Annotated in this window: 21 protein-coding genes; 12 read left to right on the top strand and 9 right to left on the bottom strand. The window is 74.1% G+C overall.

The window, feature by feature from the left end; translation table 11 throughout:
- The first annotated feature begins 3 nt into the window (after positions 1-3).
- Positions 4-1,353, top strand: a complete 1,350-nt coding sequence (locus CITRIK5_RS07840; RefSeq protein WP_236557203.1) for a M20/M25/M40 family metallo-hydrolase — start codon at positions 4-6, stop codon at positions 1,351-1,353.
- Between the two features lie 128 nt (positions 1,354-1,481).
- On the opposite strand, the gene clpB is transcribed toward CITRIK5_RS07840, so the two are convergent.
- Positions 1,482-4,076 carry an ATP-dependent chaperone ClpB gene (gene clpB, locus CITRIK5_RS07845; RefSeq protein WP_123244351.1) on the bottom strand — a complete coding sequence of 865 codons (2,595 nt, stop codon included), beginning with the start codon at positions 4,074-4,076 and terminating at the stop codon, positions 1,482-1,484.
- Positions 4,077-4,227: 151 nt separating this feature from the next.
- On the opposite strand from clpB, the gene CITRIK5_RS07850 reads away from it, so the two are divergent.
- Positions 4,228-5,409: a YihY/virulence factor BrkB family protein gene (locus tag CITRIK5_RS07850; protein WP_060974023.1), complete on the top strand. Its 1,182-nt coding sequence runs from the start codon at positions 4,228-4,230 to the stop codon at positions 5,407-5,409.
- Positions 5,410-5,413: 4 nt separating this feature from the next.
- Here the strand turns inward: CITRIK5_RS07850 and CITRIK5_RS07855 are convergent, their stop codons facing one another.
- Entirely contained in the window at positions 5,414-6,166 is a 753-nt protein-coding gene (locus CITRIK5_RS07855) for a hypothetical protein (RefSeq protein ID WP_230956238.1), read from the bottom strand.
- A gap of 260 nt (positions 6,167-6,426) precedes the next feature.
- Between CITRIK5_RS07855 and CITRIK5_RS07860 the strand changes: the two genes are divergently transcribed.
- Genes CITRIK5_RS07860 through CITRIK5_RS07870 form a run of 3 tightly spaced genes read left to right on the top strand, consistent with a single transcriptional unit; the run spans position 6,427 to position 8,880 of the window.
- Positions 6,427-7,248, top strand: a complete 822-nt coding sequence (locus tag CITRIK5_RS07860) for an ABC transporter substrate-binding protein (RefSeq protein WP_060974022.1) — start codon at positions 6,427-6,429, stop codon at positions 7,246-7,248.
- Positions 7,245-8,075: an amino acid ABC transporter permease gene (locus tag CITRIK5_RS07865; RefSeq protein WP_020626482.1), complete on the top strand. Its 831-nt coding sequence runs from the start codon at positions 7,245-7,247 to the stop codon at positions 8,073-8,075. Before CITRIK5_RS07860 ends, CITRIK5_RS07865 begins: the two co-directional genes overlap by 4 nt.
- A gap of 1 nt (position 8,076) precedes the next feature.
- Entirely contained in the window at positions 8,077-8,880 is an 804-nt protein-coding gene (locus CITRIK5_RS07870) for an amino acid ABC transporter ATP-binding protein (protein WP_060974021.1), read from the top strand.
- Between the two features lie 99 nt (positions 8,881-8,979).
- On the opposite strand, the gene CITRIK5_RS07875 is transcribed toward CITRIK5_RS07870, so the two are convergent.
- On the bottom strand, positions 8,980-9,573 hold the full coding sequence (locus tag CITRIK5_RS07875) for a hypothetical protein (protein ID WP_020626481.1): 594 nt from the start codon (positions 9,571-9,573) through the stop codon (positions 8,980-8,982).
- 200 nt (positions 9,574-9,773) lie between these two features.
- Here CITRIK5_RS07875 and CITRIK5_RS07880 point away from each other — a divergent pair, with 200 nt between their 5' ends.
- From CITRIK5_RS07880 to trmB, 3 genes are all read left to right on the top strand, one after another.
- On the top strand, positions 9,774-10,520 hold the full coding sequence (locus CITRIK5_RS07880; RefSeq protein ID WP_036382290.1) for a DedA family protein: 747 nt from the start codon (positions 9,774-9,776) through the stop codon (positions 10,518-10,520).
- A gap of 5 nt (positions 10,521-10,525) precedes the next feature.
- Positions 10,526-11,593, top strand: a complete 1,068-nt coding sequence (locus CITRIK5_RS07885) for a hypothetical protein (RefSeq protein ID WP_159833447.1) — start codon at positions 10,526-10,528, stop codon at positions 11,591-11,593.
- A 70-nt stretch (positions 11,594-11,663) separates the two neighbouring features.
- Positions 11,664-12,659 carry a tRNA (guanosine(46)-N7)-methyltransferase TrmB gene (gene trmB, locus CITRIK5_RS07890; RefSeq protein WP_020626479.1) on the top strand — a complete coding sequence of 332 codons (996 nt, stop codon included), beginning with the start codon at positions 11,664-11,666 and terminating at the stop codon, positions 12,657-12,659.
- A 22-nt stretch (positions 12,660-12,681) separates the two neighbouring features.
- Here the strand turns inward: trmB and CITRIK5_RS07895 are convergent, their stop codons facing one another.
- The 5 genes from CITRIK5_RS07895 to dnaK form a co-directional block, all read right to left on the bottom strand.
- Positions 12,682-13,749 (bottom strand): alpha/beta hydrolase, encoded by a 1,068-nt coding sequence (locus CITRIK5_RS07895; RefSeq protein WP_236557164.1) that lies wholly within the window; start codon positions 13,747-13,749, stop codon positions 12,682-12,684.
- Positions 13,728-14,279 (bottom strand): heat shock protein transcriptional repressor HspR, encoded by a 552-nt coding sequence (locus CITRIK5_RS07900; protein ID WP_020626477.1) that lies wholly within the window; start codon positions 14,277-14,279, stop codon positions 13,728-13,730. The genes CITRIK5_RS07895 and CITRIK5_RS07900 overlap by 22 nt, the downstream gene beginning before the upstream one ends.
- Entirely contained in the window at positions 14,276-15,268 is a 993-nt protein-coding gene (locus CITRIK5_RS07905) for a DnaJ C-terminal domain-containing protein (RefSeq protein WP_159833449.1), read from the bottom strand. The genes CITRIK5_RS07900 and CITRIK5_RS07905 overlap by 4 nt, the downstream gene beginning before the upstream one ends.
- Before the next feature lie 68 nt (positions 15,269-15,336).
- Positions 15,337-15,999: a nucleotide exchange factor GrpE gene (locus CITRIK5_RS07910; RefSeq protein WP_036383663.1), complete on the bottom strand. Its 663-nt coding sequence runs from the start codon at positions 15,997-15,999 to the stop codon at positions 15,337-15,339.
- A 161-nt stretch (positions 16,000-16,160) separates the two neighbouring features.
- Entirely contained in the window at positions 16,161-18,020 is a 1,860-nt protein-coding gene (dnaK, locus tag CITRIK5_RS07915) for a molecular chaperone DnaK (protein WP_073116709.1), read from the bottom strand.
- Between the two features lie 325 nt (positions 18,021-18,345).
- Between dnaK and CITRIK5_RS07920 the strand changes: the two genes are divergently transcribed.
- The gene (locus CITRIK5_RS07920; RefSeq protein ID WP_036317229.1) at positions 18,346-18,972 is read left to right on the top strand and encodes a Dps family protein; all 627 of its coding nucleotides are present in this window, start codon (positions 18,346-18,348) and stop codon (positions 18,970-18,972) included.
- Between the two features lie 76 nt (positions 18,973-19,048).
- Here CITRIK5_RS07920 and CITRIK5_RS07925 read toward each other — a convergent pair whose 3' ends face one another.
- Positions 19,049-21,343: an MMPL family transporter gene (locus CITRIK5_RS07925; protein ID WP_159833451.1), complete on the bottom strand. Its 2,295-nt coding sequence runs from the start codon at positions 21,341-21,343 to the stop codon at positions 19,049-19,051.
- 64 nt (positions 21,344-21,407) lie between these two features.
- On the opposite strand from CITRIK5_RS07925, the gene CITRIK5_RS07930 reads away from it, so the two are divergent.
- The 3 genes from CITRIK5_RS07930 (at position 21,408) to CITRIK5_RS07940 (ending at position 25,830) form a co-directional block, all read left to right on the top strand.
- Positions 21,408-21,884, top strand: a complete 477-nt coding sequence (locus CITRIK5_RS07930; RefSeq protein ID WP_044658846.1) for a MarR family winged helix-turn-helix transcriptional regulator — start codon at positions 21,408-21,410, stop codon at positions 21,882-21,884.
- Positions 21,881-22,393, top strand: coding sequence for a para-aminobenzoate synthase component I (locus CITRIK5_RS07935; protein WP_044658845.1), 513 nt, complete (start codon positions 21,881-21,883; stop codon positions 22,391-22,393). The genes CITRIK5_RS07930 and CITRIK5_RS07935 overlap by 4 nt, the downstream gene beginning before the upstream one ends.
- A 155-nt stretch (positions 22,394-22,548) precedes the next feature.
- On the top strand, positions 22,549-25,830 hold the full coding sequence (locus CITRIK5_RS07940) for an MMPL family transporter (RefSeq protein WP_159833453.1): 3,282 nt from the start codon (positions 22,549-22,551) through the stop codon (positions 25,828-25,830).
- The last annotated feature ends 50 nt before the right edge of the window (positions 25,831-25,880 follow it).

The following is a 25,880-nucleotide window of genomic DNA, read 5'->3' on the forward strand; positions in this document are numbered from 1 at the left end:
GTTCTGGCCGGGGCCCAGGCCCCGGCCGCCCCGGCGAAGGCCAGCGCCGCCACCGCGCAGACCGCCGACCGGGGCCTGGGCCCCGGCCAGAACCGTGCCGGCGGCAACCCGAACTCACCGGAGAAGCTGGTCCGATCCATCTCCTCGGACCACCTCCGCCAGGACATCGAGGCGTTCGCGGCCATCGCGGACGAGCACGGCAACCGCGCCGCGGGCACGCCGGGCTTCCAGGCCTCGCTCGACTACGCCGTGGGCGAGCTCGAGGAGGCCGGCTACGACGTCGAGCTCCAGGAGTTCGAGATCACCTACACCGAGACCCTGCGGGACCGGCTTCAGCAAACCGGACCCGTCCAGCGCGACCTCGAGCACACCGTCTTCACGTCCTCGCCGTCGGCGCAGGTCACCGACGCCCCGCTCGCCGCCCCCGCCGGCGCCGCCACCGGCTGCGCCGACGCGGACTGGGCCGGCGCGGACCTGACCGGCAGCGTCGCCCTGGTCTCCCGGGGCGACTGCACCTTCGCCCAGAAGTCCCAGGTCGCGGCCGCCTCGGGCGCCGAGGCCGTCATCATCTACAACAACGCCGAGGGCGCGCTGAACGGCACCCTGGGCGCCGCGCCGGGCGACGTCGTCGGGACCGTGGGCGTGACCCGCGAGCTGGGCGCCGACCTGCTGGCCCAGACCCGCGCCGGCGGCGCGACCGTCACCCTGGACCTCGAGCAGCTCGTGGAGCAGCGGCCCACCTGGAACGTGCTGGCGGAGACGCGCACGGGCAGCGACGACGACGTCGTGATGCTCGGCGCCCACCTGGATGGCGTGCCGGAGGGCCCGGGCATCCACGACAACGCCTCGGGCGTCGCGGCGACCCTCGAGGTCGCGCGCCAGGCCGCCAAGGCCAACAAGGCCGAGAGCAAGGTCCGCTTCGCCCTGTGGGGTGCCGAGGAGATCGGCCTGCTGGGCTCGCACCACTACGTGGACACCCTGACCGCCGCGGAGCGCGAGGACATCATCCTCTACACCAACCTGGACATGGTGGCCCCGCTGGACCACCAGAACACGCTCGGCGTGCTCACGGCCGACTGGTCGATCGGTGCTGAGTCCCTGCTCGGCGCGCAGCTCGACCGCGACGGCCACACGCACCAGCCCGAGGGCAGCAACGGCCGCTCGGACTACGCGCCGTTCGTGGACGCGGGCATCGCCTCGACGGGCCTGCTCTCGATCCGCGACGACAACTACCACACGCCCCAGGACGACATCGACAACGTCTCCATCACCACGCTGACCCACACGGCCCGCGCGGTGGCGAACCTGATCGGCACCCTCCAGCAGGACGCCGACGCCCTCGGCACCCGCTGACCCGCGCGGCTCCGTCCGACCCGCAGACGCCGTCGGGGGCGGTTTCGGGTGGTATCCAGGCCGGATACCACCCGAAACCGCCCCCGACGCGCCAGAGGGAGGAGGAACACGGTCCGTCGGTCCCGGCGTCAGCCCTTCCGGGTCACGGTGAGGCCGTTCTCGCCCTCGACACGGTCCACGACCACGGTGTCCCCGTCCGCGATCTCCCCGGCGAGGATGCCGCGGGCCAGGCGGTCGCCGATCTCGCGCTGCACCAGGCGGCGCAGGGGCCGGGCGCCGTAGGCCGGGTCGAACCCGGTCGCGGCGAGCCACGCCTTGGCGGCGTCGGACACCTCGAGGGTGAGGCGGCGGTCCGTCAGGCGCGCCTGCAGGGACTCGACCTGCAGGTCCACGATCCGCGTCAGCTCGGCCACGGTGAGCGCGTCGAACTGCACGATCTCGTCCAGGCGGTTGAGGAACTCGGGCTTGAACGCCCCGCGCACCACGGACATCACGGACTCGCGCTTGGCGGCCTCGTCCAGGGTCGGGTCCACGAGGAACTGCGAGCCCAGGTTCGAGGTGAGGATCAGGATCACGTTGCGGAAGTCCACGGTGCGGCCCTGGCCGTCGGTGAGGCGGCCGTCGTCGAGCACCTGGAGCAGGATGTCGAAGACCTCGGGGTGGGCCTTCTCCACCTCGTCCAGCAGCACCACCGAGTACGGGCGACGCCGCACGGCCTCCGTGAGCTGGCCGCCCTCGTCGTAGCCGACGTAGCCCGGAGGGGCGCCGACCAGGCGGGAGACCGAGTGCTTCTCCGCGTACTCGGACATGTCGATCCGCACCATGGCGCGCTCGTCGTCGAAGAGGAACTCCGCGAGCGCCTTGGCGAGCTCGGTCTTGCCCACGCCCGTGGGGCCCAGGAACAGGAACGAGCCGGTGGGCCGGTTCGGGTCCGCGATGCCGGCCCGCGAGCGGCGCACCGCGTCCGCGACGGCGACGACGGCGTCCCGCTGCCCGATCAGCCGCTCGCCGAGGTGCTCCTCCATGGTGAGCAGCTTCTCGGACTCGGCGGTGAGCATGCGGCCGGCGGGGATGCCGGTCCACGCGGAGACCACCTCGGCGATGTCGTCCGCCGTGACCTCCTCGGAAACCATCGGCTCGGTGGTCGAGCGGTCGGCCTCACGGGCGGCGCGGTCCGCCTCCTCGAGCTGCTTCTCCAGCGCGGGGATCTCGCCGTACAGCAGGCGGGAGGCCTCGGCGAGGTCGCCGTCGCGCTGGGCCTTCTCGGCCAGCGAGCGCAGCTCGTCCACCTTGGCGCGCAGGTCACCGGCCTCGTTGAGGGTGGCCTTCTCCGCGTCCCAGCGGGCGGTGAGGGCGGTGAGCTCCTCCTCGCGGTCCGCCTTCTCGGCGCGCAGGGCCTCGAGCCGCTCGACGGATGCCGGGTCCGTCTCGCCCTCGAGGGCGAGCTCCTCCATGGTCAGGCGGTCCACCTGGCGGCGCAGGACGTCGATCTCCTCCGGGGCGGAGTCGATCTCCATGCGCAGGCGCGAGGCGGCCTCGTCCACGAGGTCGATGGCCTTGTCGGGCAGCTGGCGGCCGGTGATGTACCGGTGGGACAGCGTGGCCGCGGCCACGAGCGCGGAGTCGGCGATGGCCACCTTGTGGTGGGCCTCGTAGCGCTCCTTGAGCCCGCGCAGGATGGCGATCGTGTCGTCCACGCTGGGCTCGCCCACGTAGACCTGCTGGAAGCGGCGCTCCAGGGCGGGGTCCTTCTCGATGTTCTCGCGGTACTCGTCCAGGGTGGTCGCGCCGATCAGGCGCAGCTCGCCGCGGGCCAGCATGGGCTTGAGCATGTTGCCCGCGTCCATGGCGCCCTCGGACGCGCCCGCGCCCACGACGGTGTGGATCTCGTCGATGAACGTGACGACCTGACCCTCGGCGGCCTTGATCTCCTCGAGCACGGCCTTCAGGCGCTCCTCGAACTCGCCGCGGTACTTGGCGCCGGCGACCATGGCGCCCAGGTCCAGGCTGATCAGCGTCTTGCCGCGCAGGGACTCGGGGACGTCCCCGGCCACCATCCGCTGGGCCAGGCCCTCGACGACGGCGGTCTTGCCGACGCCGGGCTCGCCGATGAGCACGGGGTTGTTCTTGGTGCGGCGCGAGAGCACCTGCACCACGCGGCGGATCTCGGCGTCGCGGCCGATCACCGGGTCGAGCTTGCCGGAGCGGGCGACCTCGGTGAGGTCCGTGCCGTACTTCTCCAGGGACTGGAAGGTGTTCTCCGGGTCCTGGGTGGTGACGCGCGAGTCGCCGCGCACCTGGGTCAGGGCGGCGGCGAGCGCCTCGAGGCTCGCCCCGTTCGAGCGCAGTGCCTCACCGGCATCGCCCGGATCCGCGGCCACGCCGAGCAGCAGGTGCTCGGTGGAGACGAACTGGTCCGAGCGCTGCTCGGCCTGGGTGCGCGCGTTCTGCACGACCTGCAGGGCGGCGCGCGAGAGCTGCGCCTGGGCCACCGTGCTGCCCTGGGTGGAGGGCAGGCGCCGGATGGCCGAGGAGGCCGCCGTGGAGACGGCGTCGGGGTCGGCCCCGGCGGCCTTGAGGACGGCCACGGCGACGGACTCCCGCTGGTCCATCAGGGCCTTCAGCAGGTGGGCCGGCTCGATCTGGGGGTTGCCGGCGGTGGAGGCGTTCATGGCCGCGGCCGAGAGCGCCTCCTGGCTCTTGGTGGTGAACTTGGCATCCATGTGCGCCTCGCTCCTTCTCTCCCCCGTGTCCCGGGGGTGTCGGACAACCGTCGACGGCGGGCCGTTCCCACCGCCGAGACAAAGTTGAGTCTATGTAGCTCAACCCCCCTCGTGCCAGGGCTATTCCCCCGCGCGCCGGTACGTTGGTGCCATGGCCGGCTCCACAGCAGCGCCCCGGCGCCTCCGCACGTACACCCGACCGCGGGTGTCCCTGCTGTACGTCCTGCGCCGCACCCTGCACCGGCTCTTCGAGCTGCAGGTCTGGGACGTGGCCGCCGCCATGACCTTCTTCGGGGCGCTGTCCCTGCTGCCCACCGTCATCGCCCTGCTCTCCGTGGTCTCGCTGCTGGGCGTCGAGGAGGAGACCGTGGACGCCGCGGCCCACCTGGCCGCCGAGATCTGGCCGTCGCTGACGCCCGACGTCGTCCGCGAGTGGATCCTGACCCTCGGCTCGGCCGGGCCCGGCACCGGCGCCGTCGTCCTGGGGGCCGTCGGCACCGTGGTGTCCGCCTCGGGCGCCGTCGGCGCGTTCCACCGGGCCATGCACCGCATCCACGACACCCGCGAGGGCCGGCCCTTCCTCCACTTCCGCCTCGTGGTCTTCATCGAGACGCTCGCCCTCATGCTCGGCGCCGTGCTGATCACGATCCTGGTGGTCGTCGGCGGGGACCTCTCCCAGCGCCTCGGCCAGGCCGTCGGCCTGCCGGAGGAGACGGTCCAGACGTGGAACGTGGTGAAGTGGCCGGTCATCCTCGTGGTGATCGCCCTGATCGTGACCCTCGCCTACCGCCTGGGGCCCAACGTCCGGCAGCCCCGCTACCGCCCGCTCTCGCTCGGCGCCGTGGCCGTGGTGGTGCTGCTCTTCGGCGCGACCGTGGCCCTGGGCTGGATCACGGACCGGTTCGGCCAGTTCGCCGTGGTCGGGCGGATCAACTCCGCGATCGGCGTGCTCGCCCTCGCGTGGGTGGCGTGCATCGTGCTGTTGGCCGGGGCGGCCTTCGACGCGGAGGTGCTGCGTGCCCGCCAGCTGGCCGTCGGCATCGACGCCTCCGTCGAGATCCAGCTGGCGACGCGGCACACCGCGGTGCTCGAGGCCTCCGAGCGGCACGAGGCCCGCAACCGCCGCCTGGCCCGGCTCGTGGCCGACGCCGTGCGCGCCGGCGAGGACCTGACGATCGACGCCACACCCCTGCTCTCCGAGGAGGGGCGCCTCCTCGCGGTGGAGTCGGGGCGGCGGGACCCGGAGGACGTCAGCTCGGGCAGCCCGTTCCACGCGGACCCGGTGTCCGACGACGGCGCCCGCCTCGAGCCGACGTCCCGGCCCGACGACTGAGAGGTCAGCGCTCCCGGGCCTCAAACGCCTCGACCTGGGCACGCAGCGTCTCGGCCGCGATCTCCTCGTCGAGGCCCACCATGCCGAGGTACACGAGCTCGTCCCCGTCCGTGACGCCGCCGACGGTCATGGTGAACATGGCCGTGTCCATGCCCGAGTTGCCCAGGGCGATGTGGACCGCGTCCGGCACGCCGGGCACCTTCGTGAAGGCCGCCTCGACGCCGTCCGGGTCGCCGAACGTGCCGCACGTGTCGGCCAGCTTGCCGAAGGGCGCCAGCAGATCGGTGCCGTCGTCGGTGACCGCGACCATGCCGAACGCCCCGGCCTGGGAACCGGCCAGGCCGGTGACGGCGGCCGGGTCCACCTCGTACTGGGCCAGCGCACCGCCGAGCCCGGGCGCCTGCTGCGTGTTGATCTGCTCGATGAGGTCCGCGCAGGCGCCCGTGGGGGTGACGCCCGTCAGGCTCAGGCTGGTGCTGATCGGCTCGCCGCCGCCGCCGGCCTGGGTCTCCATGCCCGTGAACACGCCGCCGGGCGCGGTCTCCGGGGTGAGCAGGACGTCCTCGAGCGCCTCCACGCGCTCCTCCTGCTCGTCCGTGAGGTCCGAGCCGGCCCCCGCCGGGGCGGACTCGGACGCGTCGGCCGAGGAGGACGAGGCCTCGCCGCCTCCCCCACCGCAGCCGACGAGCGCGAGGGCGCCCACGGCGAGCAGGGACAGGGGGGCGGCGGTGCGAGCGGGGCCGGCGGTGCGGAGCATGAGAGACCTCTCAGACCGGGTGACGACGATGTGACCAGTCTGACAATCCCCACAGCGCAAGGCCAGTCTTCCTCTGCCGAGGCGGGCCGCGGCAGGGCCACCGGTCGATCGGCTCGGTCCGCGGGGACGAGTCGTCTCCCGGCGCCCGCGACGGCGCCCGACGCACTACGATGACCACCAATCACGGCGGCACACGTCACTCTGCCGGCTCCCTCCGACCCGCACGCCCGTCCTCCCGACGGCGGCACAGAAGGCACTCCATGACCCGCATCCACTCCCGCCTCCTCGGCGCCGTGGGGCTCACCGCGTCGGCGGCGCTGCTCACCGGCTGCGCCGTCCTCGGCGGCGACGCCGGATCCGCCGGCATCGTGTCCGACGACGACCTGAGCACCTCGTACGGCCTCGTCCAGCCCGGCGTCCTGACGGTCTGCTCCGACATCCCCTACCCGCCCTTCGAGTTCGAGGAGAAGGGTGAGCTGACCGGCTACGACATCCAGCTGGTCGAGGCGGTGGCGGAGAAGCTGGGCCTCGGGGTGAACGTGATCGACTCCTCCTTCGAGGCCATCGAGTCGGGTGCCTCGCTCACCGGCTGCGACGTGAACGCCTCGTCGATCTCCATCACCGAGGCCCGCCAGCGCGTCATGGCCTTCACCCTCCCGTACCTCGACGACGACCTCGTCCTGGTCGCGAAGAAGGGCTCCGGCATCACCGACGTCGAGTCCGCGAAGGGCCGCCGGATCGGCGTGCAGGCCGCGACCACCGGCGACGAATACGCCCAGCAGAACGGCCTGAGCCCCGTGCAGTTCGAGGACGGCGGCATGCAGGTCCAGGCCCTGCAGGCCGGCACCGTGGACGCCGCCCTGGGCAACCAGTCCGTGTTGCTCTACTCCCTCAAGGACGACGATCGCTTCGAGGTGGTCGAGTCGCTGCCCACGGGCGAGCAGCTCGGCATGGCGGTCGGCCCGCAGAAGGCGCAGCTCGGCTCCGCCGTGAACCGCGCGCTGCAGGAGCTGCGCAACGACGGCACCGTGGCCGAGCTCCAGGAGCGCTGGTTCGGTCAGGCACAGGAGGACTACCGATGAGCACGCAGGCCCCCGTCTCGCCGGCACCGGCCATGAAGCCCGGCCGCGCGCGCCGCCGTCGTCGGCTGTCCCTGATCATCCAGGCGGCCGTCTTCGTCCTCGCCCTCGTCGTCCTGGCCGTCCTCATCGACTGGGGCGCGCTCGCCGAGAACGTCCTGAACTTCCCCGCCGTGGCCCCGATGTTCCCCAACGTGATCCTCGTGGGGCTGGGCAACACGCTGTTCTACACGGTCACCTCGTTCGTCGTCGGCCTGCTGGGCGGCATCGTGCTCGCGCTCATGCGCCTGAGCTCGTTCGGCCCGTACCGGTGGCTGGCCACCGCCTACGTGGAGTTCTTCCGCGGCGTCCCCGCGCTGCTGGTGTTCCTCGCCTTCGGCTACGGGGTGCCCTTCGCGTTCGGGGTGTCCTGGCCGATCCCCGTCGTCGTGATGGTGGCCCTGGGCATGGTCTCGGCCGCGTACATCGCCGAGACCCTGCGTGCCGGCCTGCAGGCGGTGCCCCGCGGCCAGATGGAGGCGGCCCGGTCCCTCGGCATGCCGACGTGGCGGGCCATGGTCACCATCGTGATCCCCCAGGCGTTCCGCATCGTGCTGCCGCCGCTCACCAATGAGGTCATCCTCCTGACCAAGGACTCCTCGCTGGTCTACGTGCTCGGCCTGGCCGCGCACGAGTACGAGCTCACCAAGTTCGGTCGCGACGGCATCTCCGCCCTCGACGCCGGCATGACGCCGATCCTTGTGGCCGGCCTGTTCTACCTCGTGATCACCGTGCCGCTGTCCCTGTTGGCCCGCCGGTTCGAGGCCCGTTCGACCAAGAAGGGGCACTGAGATGGCCCAGCAGAACCCCATCACCGGATCCTTCGGCGCGGTGGCCGCCGCGGACGCCGCCGGCGTGCACGTGGCCGGCCTCAACAAGTCCTTCGGCGCCAACCACGTGCTGCGCGGCATCGACCTCGACGTCGCCCCCGGCGAGGTCGTGTGCCTGATCGGCCCGTCCGGCTCGGGCAAGTCCACCCTCCTGCGCTGCGTGAACCTGCTGGAGAAGCCCGACTCGGGCGTCGTCACGGTCGGTGAGTTCACGGTCACGGACGAGGACGTGGACCTGGACGTGCTGCGCCGGCACGTGGGCATGGTGTTCCAGCAGTTCAACCTGTTCCCGCACCTGTCCGTGCTGGAGAACTGCACCGTGGCCCAGCTCAAGGTGCTCAAGCGGGGCAAGGCCGAGGCGGTGGACGTCGCCCGTCGGCAGCTGGCCCGCGTGGGCCTGGCCGAGCTCGAGGACCGCTACCCGGACCAGCTCTCCGGCGGTCAGCAGCAGCGCGTGGCGATCGCCCGTGCGCTGGCCATGGACCCGCAGCTGATGCTCTTCGACGAGCCCACCTCGGCCCTCGACCCCGAGACCGTCGGCGACGTCCTGGCGATCATGCGTCAGCTGGCCCGCGACGGCATGACCATGCTCGTGGTCACCCATGAGATGGGCTTCGCCCGCGAGGTGGCCGACCGGGTCGTGTTCATGGACGGCGGCGTCGTGGTGGAGGCCGGCCCGGCCGCCGCGGTGATCTCCGATCCCCAGCAGCCGCGCACCCAGGACTTCCTGCGCCGCCTGCTGCACCCCACCGAGATCGATCTCTGAGCCTGCCCGCCCGCCGTGCCCCGGTGGGCGGGCGCATGCGTGAGGGGCCCCGCCTGGACCGTGGTCCGGGCGGGGCCCCTCAGGCATGCGGCGGGGGCGTCAGGCCTTCTTGCGCAGCTTCTTCAGCTCGTCACGGGCCTCGCGCAGCGCGGCGACCTGCTCCTCACGGGCGGCGTGGATCGCGGCGACCTTCTCGTCCTGGGCGTCGCGGATGGCCTGCACCTTGGCGTCGCGGGCGCCCTCGATGCGGGCGGCGCGCTTCTTGGCGGCCTTGCGGCGCTTGCCGGGGCGGTTGGCCACGGAGTCGGCGGCGATGGCCAGGCCGGAGCCGACCAGGAAGATGTCCTTGGCGACGGCGGTGCCCTCCTGGGACGGGCGCACGCCGTCCGCCTCGGTCATCTCCGGGGTGTTCAGGTACATGGAGAACAGGCCGCCGGAGAACGCGGTCAGGGCGGAGCCGGCGAGCCAGCCCGGGACGAACGGGGCCAGCAGGGCCGAGCCCACGCCGATCTCGGTGGTCACGAGGAACTTCTTGAACTGCTCCGGTGACAGGTTGGCCAGCGCGGGCAGGCCGCGGGCGCTCATGTCGCGCAGGCCCTGGGCCTGCTCCGCGGAGATGCCGCGCTTGTTCAGGCCGGAGTTCAGGATGAACGCGCCGGAGGCCAGGCGCAGCGGAATCTGGACGATGCTCATGGAGTCTTCCTTCCAGTAGGGCCCGCGGCACGCACGTGGAGTGGGGTGTGGCGCGAACGGTCGGTGAGCGGTCTGCACCTCCGACAGTACCAACGGCAGCCCGCTCCCGCCCGCCCGGAGGCGCGGCTGTGCGCGCAGAGCGGACGACGTCGGCGCCTCCACCACGTCGCGGAGGCGGTCGATGATGGACAATGGGGCGCATGCTCCCCCTCGTCGCACCCCTGACCGTGGCCGCCGCCGCGCCCACCGACTACGGCTGGCTCGGCAACATCGTCGTGGACATCATGGAGGCGGTCGGCCCGATCGGCGTCGGCCTGGCCGTCTTCGCGGAGAACATCTTCCCGCCCATCCCGTCCGAGGTGATCCTGCCCCTGGCAGGCTTCACCGCGGCCGGCGGCGCCTTCAGCCCGCATGCCGCGCTGGTCTGGGCGACGGTCGGCTCGATCGTCGGAGCGCTGGCCCTCTACGGCCTCGGCGCGTGGCTCGGCCGCCACCGCATGTACCGCCTCGCGGACCGCATGCCGCTGGTGGACATGGAGGACGTGGCCAAGACCGAGCGCTGGTTCATCCGATACGGCTACTGGACCGTGTTCCTGGGCCGCATGGTCCCCGTGTTCCGCTCCCTGATCTCCATCCCCGCGGGCATCGAGCGGATGAACCTCGCGAAGTTCACCCTGTTCACGGCGCTGGGCTCCCTGATCTGGAACGCGATCTTCGTCTACGGCGGCTACGCGCTCGGGGAGCGGTTCCACGTCGTCTCCGAGTACGCGGACGTCTTCTCCAACATCGTCCTGGTCCTGATCCTGGCCTTCCTCGCGATCTGGGTGGTCCTGCGCCTGCGCCGTGACGCCCGCCGCCGGAACGACCCGGACTGGCGCCCGCCGACCGCGGATGAGATGGCCGCCCGCGTCGAGGCCATCCTGGAGTCCTCCGACCACCGGAAGTGAATCGCATGCACCCCGTCCTGCCCTCCCCCCGCCGTGGCCGCGCGGCCCTCGGCCTGGCCGCCGTCGCCCTGGTGGCGCTGAGCGCCTGTGCTCGCACCGAGCCGCAGCCCGAGCCTGCGCCCGCCACGACGGCGGCCTCCGCCCTGCCGTCCATGGACATGGCCCCGTTCACGGTCGAGGTCCCCTCACACGACCTCGAGCGGGTGCCGGAGGCGAGCGTCGCCGTGCTCGAGGGCGAGGACCCGGACCACCACGGGGCGTGGCTGCAGGTGTCCGGGGCGCCGGCCTGGACGGACGCCATGGCCGGGGCCGTGCGCGACCAGATCGACCAGTACCGCCGGGACACCGACCCGAGCGCGGACCCGCGCCTGGAGATCCAGCCGCAGCTCGCCGTCGTGGCCGAGGACATCGCCGCGGCCCGCCTGCTCGCCACGGAGCGGCGCGGCACGGACTCCGTGTCCACCTCGCACGTGATCTGGTACTCGGCCCGCGAGGACCGCGTGCTCGAGACCGCCGATCTCTTCACCCCCGACGGCTGGGACGCGTTCCGCGCCGAGGTGCGCCAGCGCATGGCCAACGACCCGGACGTGATCGGCTCGCGCCTGGACTCGGCGGTCGACGCCCCGGAGCAGGTGGAGAACCGTCGCGTCTGGGACGCGGTGGTCTTCCTGCCGGACGGCAGCCTGATGCTCGAGGCGGACCAGGCGTCCATGGCGCCGGCCGCCGCGGGCGTGCTGACGGTGCGGATCCCTCGGGACACGGCGACCGCCTGGCTGTCCGACCTGGGCCACGTCGCCGCGGACGCCGCCTCCGCCCCCGCCGACCTGCGTCTGCCGGACCGCTCCACCCCCCCCGACCCGACGCCGACCTCCGCGACGCCGACCCCGACGTCCCCGACCCCGACGTCCCCGAGCCCGTCCGGTCCGTCCACGAGCGCGTCCGGTCCGTCCACGAGCGCGCCGGCCACGGACCCTGCGCCGGACCCGACCGAGTCCGCACCCGAGCCGACCGCCACCACGGCCTCCGCGTCCGCGTCGCCCACGTCGGGGGACCGCTCCAGCAGCACCCCCTGACCCCGGCGCCGGGCGCCGTCGTCGGCCGCGGTCTGCACCGTCGACGCGCGGCCGTGGCAGGATCGGGGCGATGACTGAGCACCTGCCCCGCCCCTGCCCGGACGCACCCGGCCCCGACGCCGTGCCGCCGCCCGCCGAGCGCGTCCACGCGCACGACCACAATCGGGACAAGGACCCCGCCCTCGTCCGACGGGAGCCGGTCTCCTTCGTCCGACGTGGTGCGCGCCTGAACGCGGGGCGGCAGGCCGTGTGGGACCGCCAGGCGGAGCGGGTCCTCGTGGACGTGCCTCGCGGCCGCGGCGCCACCTCGGTGGACGGCCAGGCCCGACTGGACTGGGCGGGGGTGTTCGGGCGCGAGGCCCCCCTGCTGGTCGACATCGGCTCCGGGCTGGGCGAGTCCACGGCGCAGGCCGCCGCCGACCGGCCGGACTGGAACGTGCTCGCCGTCGAGGTCTACGTGCCCGGCCTGGCCGCGCTCATGACGCGCGTGGAGCAGCAGGGCCTGGAGAACGTCCGCGCCGTGGAGGCCAACGCCCCCGAGCTGCTGGACGCCCTGCTCACGCCCGGCTCCGTCTCCGAGGTGTGGGTGTTCTTCCCGGACCCGTGGCACAAGAAGCGGCACCACAAGCGCCGCCTGGTCTCCCCCGCCTTCGCGGACCGCGTGGCGCGGGTGCTCACCCCCGGCGGGGTGCTGCGGCTGGCGACGGACTGGTCGGGCTACGCCGTGCAGATGCGCGAGGTGCTCGAGGCGCACCCGGAGTTCGAGAACCTCTTCCCCGGGCGCGCCGCGGGCGAGGACTCTCCGCTCACGCGGGTGCGCCGCGAGGGCAGGGAGACCGAGGTGGGTGCCCAGCCGCTGCCCGCGGGCTGGGAGAGCGCGGCCGAGGAGGAGCGCCCGCTGCGGGCCGGCCTGGGCGAGGCACGGGCCGGCGCGGCGGCCGCGGACCCCGTGGACCACGACGGCGGCTGGGCGCCCCGGTTCGAGGGCCGACCGATCACGAGCTTCGAGGCGAAGTCCCAGCGGGCCGGGCGCCTCGTGTTCGACCTGGCGTACCGCCGGCGCTGAGCACGGGGCCCGACGGGGTCGCTCAGGCCGGGGCGACCGGCCCGGCCGGGTCGGCACCGTCCGGGACGGGCGGCAGCGGCAGGCCGGCGGTCACCCGGGCGGTCGCCGCGAGCGTCACGGACCCGACGTCCCGGTAGCCCCTCGGGGCCTCCTCGGGGGCCGTCGGCGACCAGCGGGCCGTCTGGTGGCCGCGGACGGCGGCCCCCGCCAGACCGGGCCGCGGGGCCACCGGCAGCGCGGCGGCGTCCGTCCAGTCTCGACGTCGGCCCACCGTGCGGCCGACCCGGGCGAGGAGGTCGCCCGGGGCCAGGGCACGGAACGTCCGTCCGGACCGCAGGCCGAGGTGCGCGGCCCGGGCCGCCAGGGCGGCGGGCAGGCCGACCGTGCCCGAGACCACGAGGGCCTCGACGGGACGCTCGGCCGGCCACGGGGCCTCCGCGTCGTCGGGCTGCAGGCCCCGGTCCGCGAGCAGGCGCAGGGCGTGCGCGGCCACGAGCGAGCCGTACGAGTGGGCCTCCACGGCCCCGTGCACGGCGGTCCCGCGGGCGCGCAGGGCCGGGGCGACATCGTCGTCCTCCCCCGGCCCGTGGCGCAGGAACTCCCACCAGGCCCGCACATCCGCGGCGAGCATCGCGCCGCCGCGCCGGCCGGGGCCGTCGAGCACCACCCGCCAGGGCGTGGGTGCGGGGTAGCCGAGCCACCCGATGACGACGGGGCGGGGTGCGCCGGCGGCGCGCTGGGCGGCGGCGAGGTGGGCGGCCTCCCGGGCCGTCCCCCACATGGCCGTCTGGGGGCGGATGCCCATGCCGGAGACGAGCCAGGTCAGGTGGGTGGCGGTCGCGGGGTCCCCCGCGGCGACCACCGCGCGCGGCCCGTCCGGGCCCTCGAGGACGTAGTCCAGCAGATGCCGGGCGGGCAGGTGCGGGTCCATGCCCTCCGGCTTGAGGGCGTGGACGATCCCGTCCAGGGCGCTCCGGGCCTGCCGGCCGAGGCCGTCGCGCCGGGCCATGTCGGCGCGCAGCCGCTCCTGCACGCGGGACCGCGCGGCCGCCCCGAACGACGCCCGGCTCAGTCCTGCTCGGACTGCCACGTGGGCACCCGTCGGAGGCCTGCGACGCCGGAGGGCAGCCTCCGCAGGCCGCTCGGGCAGGCCTCGCCCGCGGTGTCCGCCCCGGCCCGTGCCGCGGCGTGACGGCGGACGGCCATCCGGTCGGCGTAGCGGGCCGAGACGTCACCGCCGGAGCCCACGGTGAAGACGCGGGCCAGGCGGGAGGCGTGGTGGAGGCGGTCCACCTGGGCAGCCAGCTCGACCACGGTGTCCTGCAGCTGCTCGACCTCGCGCTGCAGCGCGATCACGCGGCGGATGCCCTCCAGCGAGATGCCTTCGCGGCTCAGGGTCTGCACGGTCTGCAGCCGCTCGACGTCGGCGAGGGAGTAGCGGCGGTGCCGTCCGTCCTGGCGGGCGGGGACCACGAGGCCGAGCCGGTCGTACTGGCGCAGGGTCTGCGGATGCATGTCCGCCATCTCGGCGGCCACGGAGATCACGAAGACCGGGGCGTGCCGGTCGGGACCCCCCTCGCGGCCCCGGTCCGCACGGGCGGCGCCGTCGCGGGCGCTCACCAGGCTGCCTTCCGGGCCAGCTCCCGCCGCGGATCGTCGCCGGCAGTGGCGGACTGCAGGGCCTCGACGGCGGCGCGGGCGTCGTCGTAGAGCGTGGTGGGCACGGTGACGCGCAGCTCCACGAGCAGGTCACCCGTCGTCTTCCCGCGCTCGACACCGCGGCCCTTCAGGCGCAGCACGCGGCCACACTGGGAGCCCGCCGGCACCTTCACCTTCACGGGGCGATCCAGCGTCGGCACCTCGATCGTGGCGCCGAGGGCGGCCTCGGGGAAGGTGATCGGCACGGTGATCCGCAGGTCGTCCCCGTCCCGGCGGAAGAACTCGTGCTCGCGCACGTGCACGGTGACCAGCAGGTCGCCGCGGCCGGCCGGGCCGGGCGAGCCCTTGCCGCGGGCACGGACCTTCTGGCCGTCGCGGATGCCCTTCGGGATCTTCACCTCGATCGTCTCGCCGTCCGGGCCGCGCAGGGACACCGTGGTGCCCTGGATCGAGCCGCGGAAGGAGATCGTGGTGGTGGCGGTGCGGTCCGCGCCCTTCGTGGGGCGCGGCCGTGCGTACCCCGCATCGCCGAAGCCGCCGGGGCCGAAGCCGCCGGGCTGGCCGGCGGCGCCACTGAACATCCCGCTGAACAGGTCGGACAGGTCGGGCTCGGACTGCGTGGTGCGGGGGCCGCCCCCGCCGCCGAACATGCCGCCGAAGACGTCCTCGAAGCCGCCGCCGCCGGCACCGCCCGGGGCGGAGAACCGGGCGCCGCCGCCCATCGCGCGGATCGCGTCGTACTCCTGGCGCTCCTGGGGGTCGCTCAGGACGGCGTATGCCTCCGAGATCTCCTTGAACTTCTTCTCGGCCGCCTCGTCCCCGGGGTTCTGGTCCGGGTGGTGGGTGCGGGCGAGCTTGCGGTAGGCCTTCTTCACATCCGCATCGGAGGCGTCCTTGGACACCCCCAGGGTCGCGTAGAAGTCCTTGTCCATCCAATCCTGCGAGGCCATGGTGCCTCCTCTCGTGTGCATCGGTCAGGGGGTCGGCCGGCGGCGGGGTGGGCCGCCGGCCGACGGGGTCACTCGTCTCCGGCGGAGACCATCACCTGGGCGGCGCGCAGCACGCGGCCGTCCCGGACGTAGCCGTTGCGGAAGACCTGGACCACGTGGTCCGCGGGCACCTCCGCGTGCGGCTGGCGCATCACGGCCTCGTGCAGGGCCGGGTCGAACTCGACGCCGGCCAGCGCCGCCTGGTCGTGGCGCTCGAGGCCGAGGCCGGCCAGGACGGTGTCGAGCTTGGTCGCGATGGCGGCGAACGGGCCGTCCGTCAGGTCGCCGGCGGCGCGGGCGGCGTCGATGTCGTCGAGCACCGGCAGCAGCGCGGTGACGGCCTTGAGCACGCCGGCGTCCCTGGCCAGGTCGCGGTCGCGGTCCACGCGACGCTTGTAGTTCACGAACTCGGCCTGCAGACGTCGCAGGTCGGTCTCGAGCTCGGCCTCGCGGTCCGAGGCCGCGGGCTGCGGCGCCTCGGTCCCGGCCTCCGCGCCGGCCTCGTCGAGGATGCGCTCGGCCTGGGCGAGGGCGTCGCCGTCCTCGGCCTGCTCGGCCGCGCTCTCAGCGGAGACACGGGGCTCACCGGTCTCGGGGTCGATGCGGCGACGGTCGTTGAACACGATGGGCTCCTCCTCGGAGCCGCGCTCGGCGTCGGAGGAGCCGTGCGGACGCTGCTGGTCGGCGCTCATGGTGTGTCCTTTCGAAGCGGGTGGGCGCGGCGGGTCCGCCGCGCGGGGGTGGTGCGGGAAGGCCGGCGGGCTGGCCCGGCAGGGGCGCTGCCGGGCCGGCCCGCCGGCGTCGTGGGCCTCCGGGCGGGGCGGGCGTGGACGCCCGCCCCGGCCCCGGGGTGTCAGGCCTTCTTCTCGTCGTCCTCGTCGACCACCTCGGCGTCGACGATGTCCTCATCGTCGCCCTGCGGGGCGGCGGACTCGGCGCCGGCGTCGGCCGACTCCGCGCCCTGCTGGGCGTAGAGGGCCTCGCCGATCTTGACCTGGGAGGCCTGGAGCTTCTCGAACGCGGCGGCGACCTCGTCGTCGTTGTCCTGCTTCTCCAGGGCGGCCTTCAGGGCGTCGACGTCGGCCTGCACCTCGGTCTTGACGTCCTCGGGCAGCTTGTCGCCGTTGTCCTGCAGGAGCTTCTCCACGGAGTACGCGGACTGCTCCGCCTGGTTGCGGCGGTCGGCGGCCTCGCGGCGCTTCTTGTCCTCGTCCGCGTGGGCCTCGGCGTCCTTGACCATGCGGTCGATGTCCTCCTTGGACAGCGAGGAGCCGCCCGTGATGGTCATCGACTGCTCGGTGCCGGTGCCCTTGTCCTTCGCGGAGACGTGCACGATGCCGTTCGCGTCGATGTCGAAGGTGACCTCGATCTGGGGCATGCCGCGCGGGGCCGGGGCGATGCCGGTCAGCTCGAAGGTGCCCAGCGCCTTGTTGTCCCGGGTGAACTCGCGCTCGCCCTGGAAGACCTGGATGGACACGGAGGGCTGGTTGTCCTCGGCCGTGGTGAACGTCTCGGAGCGCTTGGTCGGGATGGCCGTGTTGCGCTCGATGAGCTTGGCCATCACGCCGCCCTTGGTCTCGATGCCCAGCGACAGCGGGGTCACGTCGATCAGGAGCACGTCCTTGCGCTCACCGGCGAGCACGCCGGCCTGCACCGCCGCGCCGATGGCGACGACCTCGTCCGGGTTCACGCCCTTGTTGGGCTCCTTGCCGCCGGTCAGCTCCTTCACCAGGTCGGAGACGGCGGGCATGCGGGTGGAGCCGCCGACGAGGATCACGTGGTCGATGTCGGAGACCTTGACGCCGGCCTCCTTGATGACGTCCTCGAACGGCTTGCGGGTGCGCTCGAGCAGGTCCTTGGTGAGGTCCTGGAACTTGGCGCGGGAGAGGTGCTCGTCCAGGTGCACCGGGCCCTCGGGGGTCACGGACAGGTACTGCAGCGAGATGCTGGTGGAGGTGGCCGAGGAGAGCTCCTTCTTGGCCTGCTCCGCCGCCTCCTTCAGGCGCTGCAGGGCGATCTTGTCCTTGGACAGGTCCGCGCCCTTGGACTTGGCCTGCTGGAGCAGCCAGTCCACGATCCGCTGGTCCCAGTCGTCGCCGCCGAGGCGGTTGTCGCCGGCGGTGGCGCGCACCTGGATGGTGGCGAAGTCGTCCTCGTCCTTGGCGACCTCGAGCAGGGACACGTCGAAGGTGCCGCCGCCCAGGTCGAAGACCAGGATGAGCTCGTCCTCCTTGCCCTTCTCCAGGCCGTAGGCCAGCGCGGCCGCCGTGGGCTCGTTGATGATGCGCTTGACATTCAGGCCCGCGATCTCGCCGGCCTCCTTGGTGGCCTGGCGCTCGGCGTCGTTGAAGTAGGCGGGCACGGTGATCACCGCGTCGGTGACCTTCTCGCCCAGGTACTCCTCGGCGTCGTGCTTGAGCTTCATCAGCGTGCGGGCCGAGATCTCCTGCGGGGTGTACTTCTTGCCGTCCACCTCGGTGGTCCAGTCGGTGCCCATGTGGCGCTTGACGGACGCGTAGGTGCGCTCCGGGTTGTTGACGGCCTGGCGCTTGGCGACCTCGCCGACCAGGACGTCCCCGCCCTTGGAGAACGCGACGACGGACGGGGTGGTGCGGGCGCCCTCGGCGTTCGCGATGACGACCGGGTCGCCACCCTCGAGGACGGCGACGACGGAGTTGGTGGTGCCGAGGTCGATGCCGACTGCACGGGACATGGTGGGGTCCTTCCTGTCTGACGGTGAAGCGGGGGCCGGACCCGCGGGCCGGGGGCACCGACGCCACAGGGACTTGAGCCTTCATGACTCAGGTTGCCACCGGGTCGGTGGACTGTCAAGTGAACCTGAGTCGACTTCACTCACTTCTGCTTCTGCGGGGGTCAACGCGGGCCGTCCGCGATCCATTCCCGGCGCCGCGGATCCGCTCCGGACCCGCCCGCGCACGCCGCTCAGACCTGGAAACACGACGACCTCACGCGGTTGGATGGTGGATCACGGGGCGTCGCCGACGGCGCGCCCACCCCAACGGAGAAGGAGCACCACCATGGCCGAGAAGAACGCCGCCGAGTACACCGTCCCGGGCCTGTCCCTGAGCACGGGCCGCCGCACCGCCGAGATCCTCCAGGGCCGCCTGCACGCCCTCAACGACCTGCAGCTCACCCTGAAGCACGCCCACTGGAACGTGGTGGGCCCCGGCTTCATCGGCGTGCACGAGATGCTCGACCCCCAGATCGAGCTGGTCCGCGGGATGGTGGACGTCCTCGCGGAGCGCATCGCCACCCTGGGCGTCTCCCCCGCCGGCACCCCGGGCGCACTCGTGGCCGCCCGCGCGTGGGACGACTACACGCTGGGCCGCGCGTCGACCCTGGAGCACCTGGCCGCGCTGGACCTCGTCTACGACGGCGTCGTGACGGACCACCGCGCCGCCATCGACGCCACCGAGGACCTCGACCCGGTCACGCAGGACATCCTCATCGACCAGGTGGCCCAGCTCGAGCTGTTCCAGTGGTTCATGCGCTCGTTCCTGACCACCGACGACGGCCGGCTGAGCAGCGCAGGCACCACCACCGAGGCCGCCGCCGCGGGCCGCGTGAAGGGCGCCCAGTCCGCGCCCGCCCCGAAGGCCGGGCGCACGAAGAAGTCGGACGCGAAGAAGTCCAAGAAGAAGTGACCGCGCGCCCCTGAGGCGCCCGTACACCGGAGGGGCCCGACCGCACTGACGGTCGGGCCCCTCCCTCCTGCGCGGTTCAGTCGACCTTCGCCGGCCACCACACCTTCGGGCCGATGTCCCGGACGAGCGCGGGGATCAGCAGCGTGCGCACCACCAGTGTGTCCAACAGCACGCCGAACGCGACGATGAATGCCAACTGCACCATGAACATCAGCGGGATCACCGCGAGCGCGGCGAAGGTGGCCGCCAGCACGACGCCGGCCGAGGTGATGACCCCGCCCGTGACGGTGAGGGCGCGCAGCACGCCCGCCCGCGTGCCGTGCCGCGGGGTCTCCTCCCGCGCCCGGGTCATCAGGAAGATCGTGTAGTCGATCCCGAGCGCCACGAGGAAGACGAAGCCGTACAGCGGCACGGTGGGGTCGGCGTCCTCGAAGCCGAACACGTGCCGGAACACGAGGGCCGAGACGCCCAGGGCCGCACCGAAGCTGACCACGGTGGCCGCCACGAGCAGCACGGGTGCCAGGAGCGAGCGCAGCAGCACCGCGAGGATGACCAGCAGCATCGCGAGGATCAGCGGGATGACGACCCGCAGGTCGCGCTGCGTGGTGACGTTCGTGTCCAGCGCCTGGGCCGCCGGGCCGCCCACGAGGATCTCGCCCGAGGTCGGGAGGTCCGCGAGCCGGTCGCGCAGGCGGGCCACGGTCTGCTGCGCGGCGAGGGACTCGCCCGGGTCCGCCAGAGTGGCCGAGACCAGCACGCGGCCGTCCACCACGCGGGGCTGCGGCTCCGGCGCCGACGCGGCACCCGCCCCGCCCTCCGCGTCGGTCACGCCCGGGGGTGGGCCCGCGGCGGCCTCGGGGGCGTCCGCGGTGACCTCGGCCTCGGCCACGCCGGGGTCCTCCGCGACGGCGGCGAGCACCGCCTCCGCGTCCCCGGCCGGGGCGAGGATCTGGGCGGGGGCGCCCGCGCCGGCGTCGAAGTGCTCGCTCAGCAGGGCCTGGGCCTGCCGGGCGTCGGAGTCGCCGAGCAGCACGTCCTCCTGGGCGACGCCGTCCGCGCGCAGCTGCAGCAGGCCGCCGCAGAGGGCGAGGAGCCCGACTGTCGTGGCGACCCAGACGGGGCGGGGCCGGCGCGCGACAACGGTGCCCACCCGCGTCCACACCCCGTGGTCCTCCTCGAGGCCGGCGATGGGCCGGCCCGCGCCGTCGCGCGGCGGGGTGAAGGCCCGGCCCCGGGCGGCGCGGCGCTCCGTGCGACGGCGCGCGCGCTCGGGGGACGGGATCGTGGGCCAGAAGGCGGCACGCCCGGTCAGCCGCAGCAGCGCCGGCAGCAGGGTCAGGGCGGCGAGCCACGCGAAGGCCACACCCGTGGCGGCCACGGGGCCGAGGGAGCGCGTCGAGTTGAGGTCCGAGGCCATCAGGATCAGCAGGGCGAGGGCCACGGTGGAGGCGGACGCGGTGATCGCGCCGAAGGACCCGCGCACGGCGGCCCGCAGCGCCTCCCCGACCTCCGCGCGGACCAGCAGCTCCTCGCGGTGCCGGGCCACGAGCAGGAGGCAGTAGTCCGTGGCCGCGCCGATCACGAGGATCGAGAGGATGCCCTGGGCCTGGCCGTTGAGCTGGATCCAGCCCGCCAGGGCCATCCCGTAGACGGCCACGATCGCGCCGCAGAGCGCGGCCACGGCCGTCAGGAGCACGAGGACCGGCAGCAGGACGGAGCGGTAGACCGCCACGAGGATCACGAACACCACCACGAGCGCCACGAGCAGCAGCAGCCCGTCGATCCCCGCGAACGCGCCGCCCAGCTCCGCGACCAGGCCCGCCGGACCGCCCACGTGCCACTCGGTGTCCGCGGCCACGGTCCCGGCGAGGGCGGGGGCGGCGGCCGCCGGGTCCGCCACGACCTCCCGCAGGTCGGCCACCACGTCGGCCACGGGTCGCTCAGCCCCGGCCGAGGAGTCGACGAAGGCCAGGAACTGCACCGCCGCACCGTCTTCGGAGGGGATCGGACCGGCGACGTCGACCACGCCCGGCACCTCGCCCAACAGGCCCGCGAGGTCCGCGAGCGCGGGGAAGGCGGCCGCGGGGTCCGCGGTGCTCGCCGGGCCCACGACGACGGCGGGCACGGCCTCACCGTCCTGGAACGCCGCCGCCTCCTCCCCCGCGCGGGTGGACTCGGCCGACGCCGGCAGGAAGGTGGCCTGGTCGTTCGAGGAGACGTCGCCGATCGCGCCGAACACGGGGCCGCCCAGGCCGAGCACGGCGAACCAGACCACGGCGAGCGCCGCGGCCAGGCCCAGCCGCAGCCCCCGAGAGGGACGCCCCGGCGCGGCGGGGGTGCGGAAGGCGGACAGGTCGGGCGCGGTGGGCATGCCCCCGAGCGTAGGGGATGGTTCGATGATCAAACAACCATGGGGGCTGGCTAGACTCCCGGCCATGACCACGCAGCCCCCCTCCGCCCCCGCGGAGCATCTCGCCGTGGTCCACGCGCTGCGCGTCTTCAGCGAGAGCGCGGAGCACGCCGTCGACGAGGCCGGCCGCGGCGTCGGCCTGCATCGCACGGACCTCAGAGCCCTCGCGTACCTGATGGCCCGCGCGGCGGCCGGTGAGCCCGTCACCGCCTCGGACCTCGGCGCCCACCTGCACCTCACCCGGGCCTCGGCCACCGCCCTCGTGGACCGCCTGGCCGCCGCGGGCCACGTCCGCCGCCGCCGGGACGAGGGCGACCGGCGGCGCGTGCTGGTGGAGCACACGGACACGGCCCGCCGCGACGGGCAGCGCGCGTTCCAACCGATGTCCCAGCGGCTGAGCGCCGCCCTCGAGGGGTTCTCCGTCGCGGAGCTGCGGGCCGCGGTGCGGGTGCTCGAGGCGGCCACCGCCGCGCTGACGGACCCCACCCCGGAGGACCCGTGACCCGACCGGCGCTCATCGGCCTGGACGGCCGCTCGGGGTCGGGCAAGACCGTCCTCGCCGCCGCGCTCGCGGCCCGGATCGCGCCGTTCGCGCGCGTCGAGGTGATCGAGATCGAGTCCATGTACCAGGGCTGGGACGGGCTGGCCGCCGCGGTGGGCGACGACGGCCCCTACCCGGCCGTCGTGCGCGCGCTGCGGGAGCGGGGCACGGCGACCTGGACCACGTGGGACTGGCACCGCGCCGCCCCCGGTCCGCCGCGGCGGACCGCGCCGGCCGACGTCGTGGTGTGCGAGGGCGTGGGTGCGCTCAGCACCGCCGCCCGACCGCTGCTCGACCTGGCGGTGTGGCTCGAGCTCGAGACCCCCGCGCGGCGCACGCGGGCGCTGGCCCGGGACGGTGAGACCTTCGCCCCGCACTGGGACCGCTGGGCCGCACAGGAGGAGGACTACCTGGCCCGGCACGCCCCGCGCGCCGCGGCGGACCTGGTCCTGCGCCTGCCCTCCGCCTGACGGGGGCGCCGCCCGGGGTCGGGGCGTCGGGGGTCTGCGTGCGGGCCGGCCGGGCGCCGGGACCGGAGCGGTACGCTCCGCTTAGGTGTAGCATCGGAGGCGGCGTGCCGCGTCCGGCCGCGTCCCACCCCAGCGCAAGGAGACCTCCCCTTCCCATGGCGACACTGCTCTACCGTCTCGGCCTCGGCGCCGCCCGCCGCCCCCTCCTCGTGATCCTCGCCTGGGTGCTCGCCCTGGCCCTCGCCGTCGGCGGGTTCCTCGCCTTCGGCGGCACGCTCTCCTCCACCGTCACCATCCCCGGCACGCCCACCGCCCAGGTCACGGACCGCCTCAAGGAGGAGTTCCCGGAGGCCTCCCGCGGTAGGGGCCAGGTCGTGTTCACCACCGAGGACGGCTCCCCCCTGACCGACGCCCAGCGCGAGCAGATCACCGCCCTGCTGGACGACGTCGCCGAGCAGCCGGCCGTGGAGGGCGTCGTGGACCCGTTCGAGGCCCAGGCCCAGCGGGACGACGCCCGCACCCGGCTCGACGAGGGCCGCGCCGAGCTGGCCGACGGCGAGCAGCGCCTCGCGGACGGACGCCAGGAGATCGAGGACGGCCGGGCCGAGCTCGAGCGGCGCACGGCCGAGGCCGACGCGGGCGAGCAGCGCCTCGCCGAGGCCGCCGCCCAGCTGGACGAGGGGCAGGCCGCGCTCGACGCCGCGCGCGCCGACCTCGAGGAGCGTGGCCTGGAGGCCCTGCCGGCCGACGCCCTGGCCCCGCTCCGGGAGGCCGAGCAGAAGGTGGCCGACGGCCAGGAGCAGCTCGACGCCGGCCGCGCCGAGCTCGAGGAGCAGGCGGAGCGTCTCGAGGCCGGCCAGGCCGAGATCGACGCACAGCGGCAGGAGCTCGAGGCCGGGCAGGCCGAGCTCGGCGACCGGTGGACCGAGCTCGAGGCCGGGCAGGCCGAGCTCGACGCCCAGGCCGAGCAGCTGGCCGCGGGCCGCGCCGAGCTCGAGCAGGCCCGGGACGCCGCGCTGGCCGAGGCCGAGGCCGCCGGCATCCCGGCGGAGCAGGTCGCCGCGCAGTTCGCCGACCAGGAGGCGCAGCTCGCCGCCGGCGAGGCACAGCTGGCGGCCGGTCAGGACCAGGCCGACGCCGCCCGCGCGCAGCTGGAGGCCGCCCAGGCCGAGGCCGACGCGGGCGCCGAACAGCTCGCGGCCGCCCAGGCGGAGGCCGACGACGGCGCCGCCCGACTCGCCGCCGGCCGGCAGCAGCTGCAGGAGTCCGAGGCCGAGCTCGAGGCCGGCCGCGAGCAGGTGGCCGCGGGACGGCAGCAGGCCCTGGACGCGGCCGAGGCCGAGCTCGACGCGCAGCAGCAGAAGATCGACGAGGGCCGGGCCGAGTACGAGCGCGGCGTCGCCGAGCTCGAGGACGGCCGGGCCCAGCTGGCCGCCGGCGCGGAGCGCCTGGACCAGGCCGAGGCCGACCTCGCCGACGGCCGCGCCGAGCTGGACGACGGCCGCGTCGAGGCCGAGCGCGGCGAGCGCACCCTGGCCCTCGCGGAGGACTTCCGCACCGTGTCCGAGGACGGCAGCACCGCCGTCGGGATCGTCACCTTCACCACGCCGACCCTGGACGTCACCGCCGAGGACAAGGAGGCGGTCACCGGCGCCCTCACCGGCGCGGACATCGACGGCGTCGCCGTGCATCCCTCCCAGGAGCTCAACGCCACCGCGCCCTCCCTGCTCGGCCCGGGCGAGGTCGTGGGCCTCGTGGTCGCCGCGATCGTGCTGGTGGTCATGCTCGGCACCCTCGTGGGCGCGGGTCTGCCGCTGGTCAACGCGCTGGTGGGCGTGGGCGTGGGCGCCGCCGGGGCGCTCGCGTTCTCCTCCGCCGTGGAGATGATCTCCGTGACCCCGGTGCTCGGGGTGATGCTGGGCCTGGCCGTGGGCATCGACTACGCGCTGTTCATCGTCAACCGGCACCGCCAGGAGCTGCGTCGCGGCACGGGCCTGCACGAGTCGATCGCGCTGGCCAACGGCACCTCCGGCAACGCCGTGGTGTTTGCCGGCATCACCGTGATCGTCGCCCTCGTGGGCCTGAACGTCACCGGCATCCCGTTCCTGGGCCTGATGGGCACCGTGGGCGCGGTCTGCGTGGCCGTGGCCGTGCTGGTGGCCGTCACCCTGACCCCGGCCCTGCTCTCCCTGGCCGGGATGCGGATCCTCTCGAAGAAGGAGCGGGCCCGCCTCGCCGACGAGGGTCCCGCCTCCGTCGCCGAGGGCTCCGCCGCCGTGCGCCGCGCCGGGCGCCGCTCGACCATGTCCACCCCGGCCGCGATCGCCTCGGCCCTGGCGGCCGTCGCCCTGCTGGTGCTCGTGGCCCTGCCGGTCGGCTCGATGCGCCTGGGCCTGCCGGACGGCGGGTCCGAGCCGGAGGGCTCCGACTCGCAGGTTGCGTACGAGCTCACCGCCGAGAAGTTCGGCGAGGGCTACAACGGCCCGCTCGTGGTGACCGTGGACCTGCCCGCCGGCCTGGACGAGGGGCGCGCCACGGACGCCCAGCTCGACGTCGGCGAGCAGCTCGCCGGCCTCGAGCACGCGCACGCCGTGGTGCCCGCGGGCTTCAACGAGGACCGCACCGTCACCATGTTCCAGGTGCTGCCCGAGGAGGGCCCGAACGCCGTCTCCACCGAGGAGCTGGTGCGCGACCTGCGCGCCACCGAGCCGGCCGGCGAGGCCTCCAACCTCGGCGTGGCCGGCATGACCAGCGGGTTCATCGACGTCTCGGAGAAGCTCTCCGACGCCCTGCCCCTCTACCTGGGCGTGGTGGTGGGCCTGTCCCTGCTGATCATGGTGCTGGTGTTCCGCTCGATCCTGGTGCCGCTGATCGCCACCGGCGGGTTCGTGCTCTCCATGTTCGCCGCCATGGGCGGCGTGGTGGCCATCTACCAGTGGGGCTGGCTCGGCTCGGTGTTCGGGGTCCACAACCCCGGCCCCGTGCTCAGCTTCCTGCCGACCATCATGATCGGCGTGCTGTTCGGCCTGGCCATGGACTACCAGCTGTTCATCGCCTCCGGCATGCGCGAGGCCTACGCCCACGGCCTGCCCGCCCGCCAGGCCGTGCTGACCGGCCTGCGCTCGGGCCGGGCCGTCGTGATCGCCGCGGCGATCATCATGATCTCCGTGTTCGGCGGGTTCATCTTCGCCCACGACGCGATGATCCGCCCGATGGGCTTCGGCCTGGCCTTCGGCGTGCTGCTGGACGCGTTCGTGGTGCGCCTGCTCCTGATGCCGGCGCTGATGCACCTGCTCGGCGAGAAGGCGTGGTGGCTGCCGCGCTGGCTCGACCGGATCATGCCGGACGTGGACGTGGAGGGCGCCCAGCTCGAGCGCGCCCACGCCCCGGCGCAGCCCTCCGTCCCCGCCCCGGACGGCGGCGCCCACCGGGCCTGACCGCCCCCGACTGATGCCCGCCCCCGGCCCCGATCGGCCGGGGGCGGGCG

The sequence above is a fragment of the Micrococcus sp. 116 genome (genome assembly GCF_902506395.1).
GTDB classification, from domain to species: Bacteria; Actinomycetota; Actinomycetes; order Actinomycetales; family Micrococcaceae; genus Micrococcus; species Micrococcus luteus.